Here is a 13,410-nt window from a genome sequence, read left to right as displayed (position 1 = left end):
GACTCGCCTGTATCCGGACCGCTGCCATGGAAACGCCGCTCGACATCATCGACCGATTCAGTGCCCGTTGGCCGAAAGGCTTCGACCTCTCGCTTGGCCGTATTCGCCGCCTGCTTGGCGCGCTTGGTAATCCGGAGCGTCGTCTGCCGCCGGTCTTTCACATCGCGGGTACCAACGGCAAGGGGTCGACGATTGCCTTCCTTCGGGCGATTCTGGAGGCCGAAGGTCTCCGGGTGCATGCCGATACCTCGCCGCATTTGGTTCGATACAACGAGCGTTTCCGTCTTGCCGACGGACCGGGTACGTCGAGTTTCGTTGAGGACGAGCTTTTCGCCGATGCGCTGACCCGGACCGAAAAGGCTAACGGCGACGAGGCGATCACGGTGTTCGAGCTCCTGACGGCCGCCGGCTTCTTGCTGTTTGCCGAGCGCCCGGCCGATGCGCTGCTTCTTGAAGTCGGTCTTGGCGGTCGCTTCGATTCCACCAACGTGGTCGATTGTCCGGCGGTGTCGGTCATCACGTCGATCTCACTCGATCATCAGGCTTATCTCGGCAACACGGTTGAAAAGATCGCCTTCGAGAAGGCCGGCATCCTCAAGGCCGGCGCGCCGGCGGTTCTCTCGCCGAACCCTGACGGTATCGTGGCCGTCGTCGAGCGTGTGGCGGCGGAAGTCGGAGCGGGGATGCTGATGATCGGCGGCCAGGACTGGACGGCCTATGAGGAACAGGGCCGCCTGGTGTTCCAGGATGTCGACGGCCTGTTGGACCTGCCGAGGCCTCGCCTTCCCGGCAGCCACCAGATTGTCAACGCGGGGACGGCTATCGCCGCGGTGCGCGCGGCCGGTTTCCGTGTGGGACACGAGGCCTTCGAGCGCGGCATGGAGCGTGTCGAATGGCCGGCGCGTCTGCAGCGCCTGACGGCAGGCGCAATCGTCGAGGCTGCACCGCAAGGGGCGGAGATCTGGCTTGATGGCGGGCACAATCCCGGAGCCGGCGAGGTGATCGCGTCGGCCATGGCCGATCTCGAGGAGCGTGTCGCGCGGCCGCTGGTCCTCATCGCCGGCATGCTTGCCACCAAGGATCCCGTCGGGTTCTTCGAGGCATTCGCCGGGCTTGCCCGGCGCGTCTACACGGTGCCCATTCGGGGTTCGGACGCGGCGCGCGAGCCGCAAGCGCTCGCCACTGAGGCGCGCGGCGCCGGTGTCACGGCCATGGCGACGTCCGGTGTCAACGCCGCACTTTCCCATCTTCGCGACACCTGGTCGGGTCCCGCGCCGCGCATTCTGATCTGCGGTTCGCTCTATCTTGCTGGCGAGGTGTTGTCCGATAATGGAACGCCACCGGTTTGAGAGGCTTCAGAGCCGGTCTTGTCGCTCCGTGAGCTTCATGACGTGGACCATCAGCGCGGTGGCGTAGAGCGGCGTCAGGATGTTGACGATGGGAATGGCGAGCATGGCGGCTATTGTCAGCCCACCCAGCATGACCTTTCCGGAATGGGCGCTTCGGAGCGCCTGTGCGTCCGCCGGCGGGCGAAATCGCATCGCGACCTGTTCAAAGTACTCCCGCCCCAGGAGATAGGCGTTCACGACGAGGAAGATGGGCACGTTGATGCCGGGCAGGAACAGAAGCGGCAGCATGGCGATGTTGACCAGCACCACGAAGCCGGTGAAGCGCAAAGCGGAAACCAGCCCCGTCATCAACGGTTGAGACACGCCGGGCCGGTCCAGGGGATAGCGTGTCCGCTCCACGACTTCGGCGACCTCGTCGGCATAGAGGCCTGCGAACAGCGCCGCCACCGGCGCCACCAGAAAGCCGAGGCCGACGAACAGGAGGAGACCGGCCAGCCAATCGGCGGCCGTCTGCCATTCGGTTGGCAGTTTGGCGACGAGATAGTCCGCCACCGAGAAAGTGCCGATCCAGACGACGGCGAGCAGAGCGAGTGTCAGGCCGATCGACTTCCACAGCACCGCCCGGAACGGCGGTGTCGGGATGTCGCGGAGCGCTGTCAGCACGGCGTTCAACATTCTTGGAATTCTCCCTTCGATGCCGTGTTGGCGCGGCTTGCCGGTCACTTGGGAATGGTCTAGGCCAAATGGAAGAGCCGTCCGTATCAATGCCGGGCAAAGGAGACATTTTTCCCATGAGCCTCGATTTCGATGTGCTGACCATCGGCAATGCCATCGTCGACATTCTCTCGCCCACCGAAGAGGATACGTTGGTGAGACTCGGTGTGACCAAGGGCATGATGCGATTGATCGATGCCGAGGAAGCCGGACGCATCTACGAGATGATGGGACCAGCCGTTGAGGCGTCCGGCGGCTCAGCTGCCAACACGGCGGCCGGCGTTGCGTCGTTCGGCGGTCACGCCGCCTATATTGGCAAGGTCGCAACGGACGCCTTCGGCGAAGTGTTCACGCACGACATTCGATCCCAAGGCGTCCACTTCGAGACGCGGCCGCTCTTCGATGGTGCTCCGACCGCGCGCTGCATGATCCTGATCACGCCTGACAGTGAGCGGACCATGAACACCTATCTCGGTGCCTGCCATCACCTCACGGTGGACGACATCGACGAGAAGACGGTGGCCGCCGCTCGATACACCTATCTCGAAGGCTTCCTCTGGGACCCGCCGGCGGCCAAGGAGGCCTTCCGCAAGGCGGCGGCCATTGCCCACGCGCATGGTCGCCTTGCTTCGATCACGCTGTCCGACAGCTTCTGCGTCGATCGTTTCCGCGCCGAGTTCCTGGACCTGATGCGCTCTGGCACGGTCGACCTCGTTTTCGCCAACAAGGAAGAGGCCAAGGCGCTTTACGAAACGCACGATCTCGATACGGCCGTGAGCTGCCTCAGGCGCGATTGCAAGGCCGCGGCGGTGACGTTGGGTGGCGATGGCGCTCTCTCCTTCGAAGGAGATGAACTGGTCTCGGCGCCCGCCTCCCAGGTGGACGAGCTTGTCGACATGACCGGTGCCGGCGATCAGTTCGCCGCCGGCTTTCTTTATGCCCGCTCGCGCGGTCTCTCGCTTGCCGAAGCGACCAACCTCGGTTGCCTCGCTGGCGGCGAGTGCGTCGGCCACATCGGTCCGCGCCCGGCGATCAACCTCTCCCAACTCGCCCGCGACAGTGGCCTGAAGCTTCCGGCCTGAGCGAACTCTCCAACGTCAAAATCAACCTAAGGTAGCATTCGAGACACGAAGTGCCTCGAATGCGTCTGGCGGAACGGAAGCCGAAGGGCCGGCCGGAGGTTAAAGCATCGACGGCAGCACGCGATCGGGCAGGTGGTGCTCGTCCATGAACGCGCGGATGTTGACGATTACCTTTTCGCCCATCTCTACGCGGCTCTCGATGGTGGCCGATCCCATATGCGGCAGGAGCAGCGCTCGACCGCATTTGACCAGTTTCGGATTGATCGACGGCTCCTGCTCGTAGACGTCCAGACCTGCACCGGCGAGCTCGCCGGCAACCAGCATGCGAGTGAGGGCCGCCTCGTCGATGATCTCGCCGCGCGCGGTGTTGATGAGATAGGCCTCCGGGCGCATCAGCTTCAGCCGGCGCGCCGACAGGAGATGGTAGGTGGCCGGCGTATGCGGGCAATGGACGGTGACGATGTCCATCCTGTTCAGCATCTGGTCGAGGCTTTCGCACCAAGTGGCGGAGAGCTTGTCTTCGACGTCCGAGGGCAGGCGATGGCGGTTGTGGTAGAAGATCGACAGGCCGAATGCGAGGGCGCGGCGGGCAACCGCCTGGCCGATGCGGCCCATGCCGACGATGCCGAGCTTCTTGCCGCGAAGACGGCTGCCGAGCATGCCCGTCGGCGCCCATCCCTGCCACTCTCCGGCCTGCAGCGCTCGCATGCCTTCGGCCATGTGGCGGGGTACGGCGAGAATCAGCGCCATCGTCATGTCGGCGGTGTCCTCGGTGAGAACGCCGGGTGTGTTGGTGACGGCGATCCCGCGTTCCGTCGCCTTGATGACATCGATGTTGTCGACGCCGTTGCCGAAGTTGGCGATCAGCTTCAGGCTCGGACCGGCTTGGGCGATCACGCCGCCGTCGATGCGGTCGGTAACCGTCGGCACCATCACGTCGGCAATGCGGCTGGCCTCGACCAGCTCGGCTTGCGTCATGGGGCGATCGTCTGAGTTGAGGCGGACGTCGAACAACTCGCGCATCCGCGCCTCGACAACGTCAGGCAGCTTGCGCGTTACCACCACCAAAGGCTTCTTACCGGCCATATTATCGTTCCGTCCTTCTTGAGGTTGCCGGCGCGCGGCAACCCGTCGCGGCAAGTGTCGGTCAGCCGTCGCCGGGCGTCAATCCGGCTGAGGTCCGATCCGCGTCATTCCATGCGACGGCGGCGTTGACGCGACGTTAACTTCGACCGGCAACCATTGCGAGGAGCGCCGTCGTTTCTAGTGGCGAATTTTCTGGCATGGAAGGTAGATCACGATGGGGGCGGCGAGGCGACGGGCGGCGGCGGCTCTGGCCGCGGGACTGATGCTCGCGAGTCCCACGCTGGCGCAAACCGTCGGCAGTTCGGGACTTCCTGTGCCGCGATTCGTCAGCCTCAAGTCGGATTCCGTCAACGTTCGCCAGGGGCCATCGCGCGATCAGGCGGTGATCTGGCGCTACGTTCGCGCCGGCATGCCCGTGGAAGTCACCCAGGAGTTCGAGAACTGGCGCCGCATTCGTGATTTCGAAGGTGGCGAGGGCTGGGTGTTCCACTCGCTTCTTTCCGGCACGCGAACGGCGATTGTCGCGCCCTGGGCCACCGACAATACGATGTTCGATCTGCATGCCGGCCCGGACGACACGACGCGTGTCACCGCGCGCGTCGAGCCGAAAGTGCAGGCGCCGGTCGAAAAGTGCGACGGCACATGGTGCCGGCTCGACGGAAAGGGTTTCTCCGGCTGGATTGCCCAGGCTTCGCTCTGGGGCGTCTATCCCGACGAGAAGTTCTGATCTCTCGCGTTCAGAAATGTGATTCGATGGCGTCCCACACCAGCGCCGCCACATCGGGGCCGCCGAGGCGCTTGATGGCGCGGATGCCGGTCGGCGACGTCACGTTGATCTCGGTCAGCTTGTCGCCGATGACGTCGATGCCGACGAAAATCAGGCCGCGATCCCTGAGTTCCGGACCGATCGCCTCGCAGATCTCGAGATCCCGCTTGCTCACCTCGGTTGTGGCCGCCGCGCCGCCGCGCACCATGTTCGAGCGGAGGTCGCCTTCCGCCGGCACGCGGTTGACAAGGCCGGCGAACTTGCCGTCGACGAGGATGATCCGTTTGTCTCCGGCCCGGATGGCGGGCAGATACCGCTGGGCGATGAAGGGGTCGCGCGACTGCGTCATGAACAGCTCGAGGAACGCACCAAAATTGTCGTCCTCGGGCTTCACGTGATAGACGCCCTGACCGCCGGCACCGTAGAGCGGCTTCAGCACGATATCGCCGAACTCGGCACGGAAGGCTCGGATCTCGTCCGGATCGCGCGTGATGATCGTCTCCGGCATCAGCTCGGGGTAGTTCATCACCAGGAGTTTTTCCGGCGCGTCGCGCACTTCGGCCGGATCGTTGACCACCAGCGTTGCCGGATGAATGCGTTCAAGCATGTAGGTGGTGGAGAGATAGGCCATGTCGAACGGCGGGTCCTGCCGGAGCAGCACCACGTCGAGCGTCGAAAGGTCGGTCTTCTCGGGCGAGCCGAGCGTGAAGTGATTGCCGGGCTCGTCGCGCACCACCACCGGTTCGATCGCGGCCGTGACCCGACCCGATCGGAGCGTCAGCTTGTCGGGGGTGTAATGGAAAAGGCTGTGGCCTCGTTTCTGTGCTTCCAGCATCAGCGCGAAGGAGGAGTCGCCGGCGAGGCGGATCGAGGCGATATGGTCCATCTGGACGGCGACGGAAAGGCTCATGGCGGCAACTCGTCTTCGGAAATGGGGTGCCGTCGTTTATGGTCGGCTTCCGGGTGGCGCGCAACGGGAAAGCGCTTCACGAAAACGCGTTCTCGACATGGTACGGCCAGCGGCGCGGGCTGACCACCACGAGGTCGAAGCGAAGTGTGAAATCGACGAATTGCGGGTGCCGGGACAGGTAAAGATCGGCCGCCGCCTCGATGCGACGATAGCCCTCGGCGGCGATGGCTTCGAGGCCCGCTTCGATGGAAGGCCGCGCCTTGACTTCGACGAAGGCCAATACCTTGCCGCGCCGGGCCACGATGTCGATTTCGCCGAGCGGTGTGCGATAGCGGGTCGCCAGCACGCGATAGCCCTTGAGGCGCAGAAGCCAGCCGGCGATGCCTTCGGCCACGAGGCCGCGCGCATGACCTGCCCGGCGGTCGGCGACCATTTCTAGCTTCTCTCCAGAGCGAGGCGGGTACCGAGGCCGATGAGCAGCGATCCGGCGGCCCGCTTCAGCCATTTCCCCCACGCCGGCGAGGAGCGAAGGTTGGACAGGATACCGCTGGCGGCGACGACGGCGACCAGATCGGCGAGGGAGAAGATGAGATTGGTGATCACGCCGAGGACAAAAAACTGGAGCCACAACGGCGCAGCGGCTTGCGCACTGACGAACTGGGGAAGGAAGGCCAGGAAGAAAATCGCCGTCTTGGGGTTGAGCAGTTCGACAAGGACGCTTTGGGCGAAGGCGCGTCGCGATTCCCGCAGGACCTCGCCGTTCGTGGCCGCACCCTCATGTCTGGCGGTGGCAAGACGCCACCCCATGGCGATCAGATAGGCCGCGCCGCCCAGCTTCACGATCGTGTAGGCGACGGGAACGGCATGAAACAACACCGACAGACCCATCGTCGCGGCAAACACATGGGCGTAGCCACCGACGTGTACGCCAAGAGCGGCCATCAGGCCTGCCCGTCGACCGCCGGCAAGCGTTCGGGCCGCGGCATAGAACATCGCCGGGCCGGGGATGAATGCGAACAGTGCCGCCGACACGAAAAAGGCGATCAGAAGGTCGACCGGCGGCATCGTGTTTCTCCTGTTGGCTCAGTTCCCTGTCGGCGAGCTGGCGTCATCGTCGCCGCCGCCGGCATCGATGACCGCCTTGAGCTTGAGGGCCAGGGCATAGAGTTCCTTGCGCGGCCGCCCGGTGGCCTTGGCCACCTCGGCGGCAGCCTGACCCGCGCCCTGGGTTTCAAGAGCGGCGGCCAGCAAAGCCTCCAGGTCGGCTTCGGCGGCCGTCTCGCCGAGCGGCGCGCCGACCACCAGGACGATCTCGCCGCGCGGGGGATCGGCCTCGGCGCCTTCCGCCAGTTCGGACAGCGGGCCGCGGCGCACCTCCTCGAAGCGTTTGGTCAGTTCGCGGCATAACGCCGCCGGCCGGTCCCGCCCCAACACTTCGGCCATGTCGGCAAGCGTCTCGGCCGCCCGGTGCGGCGACTCGTAGACCACGAGCGTTGCCGGTACGGTACGGAATTCGCTCAGCCGATTACGCCGGGCGCCGGCCTTGTGCGGCAGAAATCCGAGGAAAAGGAAGGTGTCGGGAGGGAGACCGGCGGCGACCAGAGCCGAGAGGATGGCCGAGGCGCCGGGAATGGGAATGACGCGGATACCTTCGGCGAGGGCCTCTTCGACCAGCTTGTAACCTGGGTCGGATATCAGCGGTGTGCCAGCGTCGGAGACCAGTGCGAGGCGCATGCCACCCCGGAGCATGGCGAGAAGACGTGGCCGTTCGCGAACGGCGTTGTGCTCATGGTAGATGGCAAGCGGTTTCCTGATGCCATAGCGGTCGAGGAGGACGGCGGTGACACGGCTGTCCTCGCAAACGATGAGGTCGGCGCCAGCCAGCACGTCAAGCGCTCGGAGCGAAATGTCCGAGAGGTTGCCGATCGGCGTCGCGACCGGATAAAGGCCCGGCTCGACCGGCTTGCCGGCAAAGGCCGTGCCGTCAATGGCGTAACCCGTCGTGGTGGTCTTGCCGCCTGCCTCGCTCATGACGACTGCCGCCCTCTTCTGGCAAGGACATCGGCTGCCATGCGGAGTTCGCGAAGCGGCCGTACCGCGGCGATCGAAGCCTCGTAGCTGGGATGCGTCTTGAAGGCTTCAAGGGCGGCGGCGTTGGCGAACTCGCCGTAGACGACGAAGTCGACTTCGTTGCCAAGGCTGTCGAGCTTCAGATTCTCTTCCACCTCGAGAAGAAGGGCGTGCGGATTGGCCTCGAGCAGGCGAAGCCCCTCGAGGACTCGCTGGCGATCGTCGGCGGAACGGGCTGAGAAGTAGACGATGTGCCTGATCATGAAATTCCCTTGGCGGGCGTCTGAACGCCGTGCTTTCTAGCTCCCAAAACCACACTTCGGCGGGAAAATCGAGCCGTCCGGGCCGATTCCACGCCTCTCCACCGGTAAATGGCATGTAAGGAGTTGCATCTACGGCCGTTTGTCATTGAAATGGCCTGAATGCTTTTGCGGCGGAAGGTAAGATGATGACCCGTGACGATGGCATGGTTGCGAGCGGCGTGGCTGGCACGGCCGAGTCCCCGGAGATGAGTGACCAGCGTTCGGAGGCAGCGGGTCTGAGCCGGCGTCTCGCGCTCGTCCTGTTGGGTGGCGCTGCGCTCGCTGCCTGTTCTCCGATGAGCAGGCCGAGCGGCGATGGTTTCCTGCCGGCGCCGACCGGCCCGGCCATTTCGGGCGAGGTGCTGGGCACCGGCACGGTGCGCGTTGCTCTCCTGCTGCCGAAAACGGCGCCCGGCAATGGCGCCGCGCTGGCTATGGCGATGCAGAATGCGGCCTCGCTGGGCCTCAACGACTTTGCCGGCAATGATCTCACCGTTCTGGTGAAGGACACGCGCGGCACCGCGGAAGGCGCGGCCGAAGCGGCGCGCCTGGCAATTTCCGAAGGTGCCGAGCTGATCATTGGGCCGATCTTTGCCGCCGAGGTGGGCGGTGTCGGCCCCGTGGCGCGTGCGGCCTCCGTGCCGGTGATCGCCTTCTCCTCCGATCCTTCCGTGGCGGCGGCCGGCGTCTATATCCTTGGTTTCCTGGTCGACGGTCAGGTGCGCCGTGTCGTCGCGGAGGCGGCCAAATCGGGTCGCAAGTCCATCGCCGCCATCATGTCGCAGAGCGCTTTCGGCAACCTTGCCGAGGCGGCGCTGCGCCAGGAGGCCGGCCGCTATGGCATGCGCGTCATCACGGTCGAGCGTTTCTCCGCCGGCGGTGAGGCAAAGGCGGTGGCGGCCGTCGCGGCCGTTGCCGCTCAGATCGATTGCCTCCTTGTGCCCGAGGGGGCAGGCGTGGCTCCGGCCATCGCCCGCTCGCTGCGGAGCGCTGGCGTCGATCTCTCCCGGATCAAGTTGCTCGGCACCGGCGTCTGGAACGATCCGGCCGTCTACAACGACCCGGCGCTTACCGGCGGCTGGTTCCCGTCGCCAGAAATCTCCGGCTTCTCGGCCTTCGCCAGTCGTTACCGGGCTACCTACGGTAGCGAGCCGCCACTCACCGCCTCGCTCGCCTACGATGCAGTTGTCTTGGCTGCCGGCCTGACGAAGACGGCGGGCGCCCAGCGCTTCCAACTGTCGGTCATCACCAACCCCGAGGGGTTCCTGTCCTCGGTCAACGGCCTGTTCCGCTTCAATGCCTTCGGCACCAACGATCGCGGTCTCGCCGTCTATGAGGTGACGGGCTCGACCCCGTCGCTGGTCTCCGCCGCGCCGCGCGCCTTTACCGGCGCCTGACGAAGGCGGCATTCTCTTTGTGCGGCTTGCGGCGGCCTCGGGTCGTCGCGACCGTCGGGCTGTGGTCATGATGTCCCCGTTTCTTGTCAAGATTTGCGGTCTCTCCACACCGGAAAGCCTGGAATGGGCGCTGTCCGCCGGTGCCGATCTCGTGGGCTTCGTGCATTTTCCGAAAAGTCCGCGCCATCTCCCCGCCGAGTCCGCCGCCGCGCTGGCTCGTCAGGTGGGCACCCGGGCCAAGACGGTCGTGCTGACGGTCGATGCCGAAGATGGTCTTCTTGATCACCTCGTTACGACGATTGCCCCGGACGCCATTCAGTTGCACGGTCGGGAAACGCCTGAACGGGTTGCCGAAGTGCGGCGGCGCCTCGGGTTGACGGTGATCAAGGCCCTTGGAATTGGTTCCGCCGAGGACGTGGCATCCGCCCGTCCCTATGCCGGAACCGCGGATCTCTTGCTCTATGATGCCAAGCCGCCGAAGGGCGCCACCCGGCCTGGCGGGTTGGGCGTCACGTTCGACTGGTCGCTGCTGGCGGGGGCGCCGACGCCCTTCTTGCTTTCCGGTGGGCTTGATCCTACCAACGTCGATGAAGCGGTGCGAAGGGTGCGCCCCTCCGGCGTTGACGTTTCGTCGGGCGTCGAGAGCGCACCGGGCCAGAAGAGCGAGGCTCGCATCCGCGCCTTCGTGGCGGCGGCACGCGCAGCGAATGAAGAGGGGTAACGATGAGCGAGGCGACGACGCTGAATTCCTACCGGACCGGCCCGGACGAGCGGGGTCATTTCGGCATCTTCGGCGGTCGATACGTCGCCGAGACGTTGATGCCGCTGATCCTGGAGCTTGATCAGGCCTACGAGACCGCCAAGGCGGATCCGGCCTTCCAGGGCGAACTCAAGGCGTTGCACGCCACCTATACCGGCCGGCCGAGCCCGCTCTATTTCGCCGAACGGCTTTCCGCCCACCTCGGTGGCGCCAAGATCTATCTGAAGCGCGAAGAGCTCAACCATACCGGAAGCCACAAGATCAACAACTGCCTCGGCCAGATCCTGCTCGCCCGCCGCATGGGCAAGACGCGGATCATCGCCGAGACCGGCGCCGGCCAGCATGGCGTCGCTTCGGCAACCGTCTGCGCCCGTTTCGGCTATCCTTGCGAAGTCTACATGGGCGCGACCGACGTCGAACGGCAGAAGCCCAACGTCTTTCGCATGGAGCTTCTGGGAGCGGAGGTTCATCCGGTCACCTCCGGCAATGGCACGCTGAAGGATGCCATGAACGAGGCGATGCGCGACTGGGTGACCAACGTCGAGACGACCTACTATATGATCGGCACGGCTGCCGGTCCCCACCCATACCCGGCCATGGTGCGCGACTTCCAGTCGGTGATCGGCAACGAGACGCGCGAACAGATCATGGCGGTCGAGGGACGGCTGCCCGACCTGGTCATCGCCGCCGTTGGCGGCGGCTCCAACGCCATCGGTATCTTCCACCCCTTCCTCGACGATCCAGATGTTCGCATTGTCGGCGTCGAGGCGGGCGGTCACGGCATGCAGGTCTACAATGGACACGCAGCGTCGTTGAACGGTGGCAAGCCAGGCGTGCTGCACGGCAACAGAACCTATCTGCTGCAGGACGACGATGGCCAGATTCTTGAGGGGCATTCGATTTCGGCCGGCCTCGACTATCCCGGCATCGGCCCCGAGCACTCCTGGCTGAGCGACACCGGTCGCGTCAGCTACGTGCCTGCCACCGACCAGGAGGCGCTCGACGCCTTCCAGACGCTCACCAAGGTCGAGGGCATCATCCCGGCGCTCGAAAGCGCCCACGCCGTCGCCGAGGCGATCAAGCGCGCACCTCAAATGGGCAAGGACGAGATCATCGTCGTCAACCTGTCCGGTCGCGGCGACAAGGATGTCTTTACCGTCGGCAAGATCCTGGGAGTCGATCTGTGAGTTCTCTTCCCGTCACCCGCATCGACGCTCGCCTCGCAAAGCTCCGGGACGAGGGGCGTGCCGCTCTGGTCACCTTCGTTACGGCCGGCGATCCTGATACTGAGACCTCGTTGTCCATCCTGAAGGCGCTCCCCGGGGCCGGGGCCGACATCATCGAGTTCGGTATGCCCTTCTCCGATCCGATGGCCGAGGGACCGCCGATCCAGGCCGCCGACATCCGGGCGCTCGCCGCTGGCCAGACCATGGTGAAGACGCTGGAGCAGGTGCGTGCCTTCCGTGCGGGCGATAACGAGACGCCTATCGTGCTGATGGGCTACTACAACCCCATCTACATCTACGGCGTGGAGCGCTTCGTGGCCGACGCCAAGGCGGCCGGCGTCGACGGCCTGATCGTCGTCGACCTGCCGCCGGAAGAAGACGAGGAACTGTGCCTGCCGGCGATCCGGGCCGGCATCAGCTTCATCCGTCTGGCAACGCCGACTTCGGACGAAAAGCGTCTGCCCGTGCTGCTGAAGAACTCCTCGGGCTTCGTCTACTACGTCTCGGTGCTCGGCGTGACGGGCGTCAAGTCGGCTGCGGCCGGCGACGTTGCCGCTGCGGTGGCCCGCATCAAGGCTCATACGCCGCTTCCGGTCATGGTCGGGTTCGGTGTCAAGACCGGCGAGCAGGCCGCGGCCATCGCCGCGCATGCCGATGGCGTGGTGGTCGGCTCGGCTCTGGTGAACGCGGTGCGCGATTCGCTGGTGGACGGCAAGGCGACCGCCGCAACGGTGAAGGCGGTTGCCGATCTGGTCGCCGATCTCTCAGCCGGCGTCCGGCGCGGGCGTAGCTGACCGAAAGCATTGTGACACACGGTACGGCCATTCTCATAAGAGGATGGCCGTTTTACCGACCTGCCTGCGAGGCAGGCGAACAATCGACGCAGCCGCCAACCTAGGCGAACACTACGATCAAACCAACAATTGGAAATGACTGGTGGAGCTAAGCGGGATCGAACCGCTGACCTCCTGCATGCCATGCAGGCGCTCTCCCAGCTGAGCTATAGCCCCATCAGGTGTCGCTTCCGGTCTCGGAAGAAGCCGTCCGGCTTTCGCTTTCAGGCGCCGCCGGTGTGGGTTCCGGCTCGACGAGGCGGGATATACTCAGCATTCCCTCGCCGATCAAGAGGTTTTTCGGGCTCGAGCGATTTTTCCGTCATCTTTTTGGAGAAAAGGCGGATTTCCGAGCTTTTTTAATGGGTTGTCATTCCGCGCCTCAATGCTTGGCAAAAGAAAGGCCGGCTGGGAGCGCCAGCCGGCCTGTCTATTTTCCGGAAAGGGAGGGAGCTCAGTGCTCTTCCTCGTCTCCGACATCTCCGATCAGGTCGGACATGTCGCCGCCGTCCTCATCCTCTTCCTCAAGGAAGACGTCATCTTCCGGTGTCTCATCTTCGATATCGGGATCTTCGATATCGGGTACATCATCGCCGTCGGCATCCTCGGCATCCTCGAGGCTGACGAATTCCGGCGTGAGCGCGCCCACCTCGGTGATCTCCTCCTCGGAGTCCTCTTCGTCGTCGACGGCTGTCGCCGGCCGTGCCCGCGCCGCCAGCCCGGCATCGAACTGGGTGCCGCATTTCGGGCAGAGAATGGGGGAGTGGTTGAGGTCGTAATATTTCGCGCCACAGCTGGGGCAAAGACGCTTCAGCCCAAGTTCAGGTTTTGCCACGGTCGGCCTCGCGTTTGTCAGGGAAATCGGGCAGGCACATATAGGCAAACCAGTGCCTCTGTCAAAGGTGAATTGGTGGC

The 13,410-nt window shown here is 64.8% G+C and carries 15 protein-coding genes and 1 tRNA gene; 7 read left to right on the top strand and 9 right to left on the bottom strand.

All coding sequences use genetic code 11. The features are described from left to right. The first annotated feature begins 26 nt into the window (after positions 1-26). Positions 27-1,349: a folylpolyglutamate synthase/dihydrofolate synthase family protein gene (locus tag M4J40_RS18460; RefSeq protein WP_251755881.1), complete on the top strand. Its 1,323-nt coding sequence runs from the start codon at positions 27-29 to the stop codon at positions 1,347-1,349. 6 nt (positions 1,350-1,355) lie between these two features. On the opposite strand, the gene M4J40_RS18455 is transcribed toward M4J40_RS18460, so the two are convergent. Next, positions 1,356-2,024, bottom strand: coding sequence for a sulfate transporter family protein (locus tag M4J40_RS18455; RefSeq protein ID WP_251755880.1), 669 nt, complete (start codon positions 2,022-2,024; stop codon positions 1,356-1,358). 116 nt (positions 2,025-2,140) lie between these two features. Between M4J40_RS18455 and M4J40_RS18450 the strand changes: the two genes are divergently transcribed. Next, positions 2,141-3,145 carry an adenosine kinase gene (locus M4J40_RS18450; RefSeq protein WP_251755879.1) on the top strand — a complete coding sequence of 335 codons (1,005 nt, stop codon included), beginning with the start codon at positions 2,141-2,143 and terminating at the stop codon, positions 3,143-3,145. 99 nt (positions 3,146-3,244) lie between these two features. Here M4J40_RS18450 and M4J40_RS18445 read toward each other — a convergent pair whose 3' ends face one another. After that, positions 3,245-4,231: a D-glycerate dehydrogenase gene (locus tag M4J40_RS18445; RefSeq protein WP_251755878.1), complete on the bottom strand. Its 987-nt coding sequence runs from the start codon at positions 4,229-4,231 to the stop codon at positions 3,245-3,247. 262 nt (positions 4,232-4,493) lie between these two features. Here M4J40_RS18445 and M4J40_RS18440 point away from each other — a divergent pair, with 262 nt between their 5' ends. Further along, a complete protein-coding gene (locus tag M4J40_RS18440; protein ID WP_251755877.1) occupies positions 4,494-4,958 on the top strand; it encodes an SH3 domain-containing protein in 465 nt (154 codons plus the stop codon). A 10-nt stretch (positions 4,959-4,968) separates the two neighbouring features. On the opposite strand, the gene gshB is transcribed toward M4J40_RS18440, so the two are convergent. The 5 genes from gshB to M4J40_RS18415 all read right to left on the bottom strand — a co-directional run bounded on the left by gshB (position 4,969) and on the right by M4J40_RS18415 (position 8,240). After that, positions 4,969-5,907 (bottom strand): glutathione synthase, encoded by a 939-nt coding sequence (gene gshB / locus M4J40_RS18435; RefSeq protein WP_251755876.1) that lies wholly within the window; start codon positions 5,905-5,907, stop codon positions 4,969-4,971. A gap of 76 nt (positions 5,908-5,983) precedes the next feature. Beyond that, positions 5,984-6,340 carry a YraN family protein gene (locus M4J40_RS18430; RefSeq protein WP_251755875.1) on the bottom strand — a complete coding sequence of 119 codons (357 nt, stop codon included), beginning with the start codon at positions 6,338-6,340 and terminating at the stop codon, positions 5,984-5,986. A 2-nt stretch (positions 6,341-6,342) separates the two neighbouring features. Beyond that, positions 6,343-6,972: a LysE family translocator gene (locus M4J40_RS18425; RefSeq protein WP_251755874.1), complete on the bottom strand. Its 630-nt coding sequence runs from the start codon at positions 6,970-6,972 to the stop codon at positions 6,343-6,345. A gap of 18 nt (positions 6,973-6,990) precedes the next feature. Next, the gene (gene rsmI / locus M4J40_RS18420; RefSeq protein WP_251755873.1) at positions 6,991-7,938 is read right to left on the bottom strand and encodes a 16S rRNA (cytidine(1402)-2'-O)-methyltransferase; all 948 of its coding nucleotides are present in this window, start codon (positions 7,936-7,938) and stop codon (positions 6,991-6,993) included. Beyond that, a complete protein-coding gene (locus tag M4J40_RS18415) occupies positions 7,935-8,240 on the bottom strand; it encodes a Dabb family protein (RefSeq protein WP_251755872.1) in 306 nt (101 codons plus the stop codon). Before M4J40_RS18415 ends, rsmI begins: the two co-directional genes overlap by 4 nt. Before the next feature lie 182 nt (positions 8,241-8,422). Between M4J40_RS18415 and M4J40_RS18410 the strand changes: the two genes are divergently transcribed. The 4 genes from M4J40_RS18410 to trpA all read left to right on the top strand — a co-directional run bounded on the left by M4J40_RS18410 (position 8,423) and on the right by trpA (position 12,456). Next, positions 8,423-9,676 carry a penicillin-binding protein activator gene (locus M4J40_RS18410; protein WP_251755871.1) on the top strand — a complete coding sequence of 418 codons (1,254 nt, stop codon included), beginning with the start codon at positions 8,423-8,425 and terminating at the stop codon, positions 9,674-9,676. A gap of 67 nt (positions 9,677-9,743) precedes the next feature. Then, on the top strand, positions 9,744-10,397 hold the full coding sequence (locus M4J40_RS18405) for a phosphoribosylanthranilate isomerase (protein WP_311134165.1): 654 nt from the start codon (positions 9,744-9,746) through the stop codon (positions 10,395-10,397). Positions 10,398-10,399: 2 nt separating this feature from the next. Continuing rightward, the gene (gene trpB, locus M4J40_RS18400) at positions 10,400-11,623 is read left to right on the top strand and encodes a tryptophan synthase subunit beta (protein WP_251755870.1); all 1,224 of its coding nucleotides are present in this window, start codon (positions 10,400-10,402) and stop codon (positions 11,621-11,623) included. Continuing rightward, positions 11,620-12,456, top strand: a complete 837-nt coding sequence (trpA, locus tag M4J40_RS18395) for a tryptophan synthase subunit alpha (protein WP_251755869.1) — start codon at positions 11,620-11,622, stop codon at positions 12,454-12,456. The genes trpB and trpA overlap by 4 nt, the downstream gene beginning before the upstream one ends. Before the next feature lie 140 nt (positions 12,457-12,596). Here trpA and M4J40_RS18390 read toward each other — a convergent pair. After that, a tRNA-Ala gene (locus tag M4J40_RS18390) sits at positions 12,597-12,672 on the bottom strand. Positions 12,673-12,949: 277 nt separating this feature from the next. Further along, a complete protein-coding gene (locus M4J40_RS18385; protein ID WP_251755868.1) occupies positions 12,950-13,330 on the bottom strand; it encodes a TIGR02300 family protein in 381 nt (126 codons plus the stop codon). Positions 13,331-13,410 lie beyond the last annotated feature (80 nt).

This window comes from Pleomorphomonas sp. JP5, from assembly GCF_023721815.1.
Taxonomy (GTDB): Bacteria; Pseudomonadota; Alphaproteobacteria; order Rhizobiales; family Pleomorphomonadaceae; genus Pleomorphomonas.
The sequence above is the reverse complement of the archived record's forward strand: the minus strand, read 5'-3'. Positions and strand labels throughout refer to the sequence as shown.

Excerpts from the sequence above, each read along its gene's own strand:
- M4J40_RS18460 (WP_251755881.1), top strand. The coding sequence starts at position 27 with ATGGAAACGCCGCTCGACATCATCGACCGATTCAGTGCCCGTTGGCCG.
- M4J40_RS18455 (WP_251755880.1), bottom strand. The coding sequence starts at position 2,024 with ATGTTGAACGCCGTGCTGACAGCGCTCCGCGACATCCCGACACCGCCG.
- M4J40_RS18450 (WP_251755879.1), top strand. The coding sequence starts at position 2,141 with ATGAGCCTCGATTTCGATGTGCTGACCATCGGCAATGCCATCGTCGAC.
- M4J40_RS18445 (WP_251755878.1), bottom strand. The coding sequence starts at position 4,231 with ATGGCCGGTAAGAAGCCTTTGGTGGTGGTAACGCGCAAGCTGCCTGAC.
- M4J40_RS18440 (WP_251755877.1), top strand. The coding sequence starts at position 4,494 with ATGCTCGCGAGTCCCACGCTGGCGCAAACCGTCGGCAGTTCGGGACTT.
- gshB (WP_251755876.1), bottom strand. The coding sequence starts at position 5,907 with ATGAGCCTTTCCGTCGCCGTCCAGATGGACCATATCGCCTCGATCCGC.
- M4J40_RS18430 (WP_251755875.1), bottom strand. The coding sequence starts at position 6,340 with ATGGTCGCCGACCGCCGGGCAGGTCATGCGCGCGGCCTCGTGGCCGAA.
- M4J40_RS18425 (WP_251755874.1), bottom strand. The coding sequence starts at position 6,972 with ATGCCGCCGGTCGACCTTCTGATCGCCTTTTTCGTGTCGGCGGCACTG.
- rsmI (WP_251755873.1), bottom strand. The coding sequence starts at position 7,938 with ATGAGCGAGGCAGGCGGCAAGACCACCACGACGGGTTACGCCATTGAC.
- M4J40_RS18415 (WP_251755872.1), bottom strand. The coding sequence starts at position 8,240 with ATGATCAGGCACATCGTCTACTTCTCAGCCCGTTCCGCCGACGATCGC.
- M4J40_RS18410 (WP_251755871.1), top strand. The coding sequence starts at position 8,423 with ATGATGACCCGTGACGATGGCATGGTTGCGAGCGGCGTGGCTGGCACG.
- M4J40_RS18405 (WP_311134165.1), top strand. The coding sequence starts at position 9,744 with ATGATGTCCCCGTTTCTTGTCAAGATTTGCGGTCTCTCCACACCGGAA.
- trpB (WP_251755870.1), top strand. The coding sequence starts at position 10,400 with ATGAGCGAGGCGACGACGCTGAATTCCTACCGGACCGGCCCGGACGAG.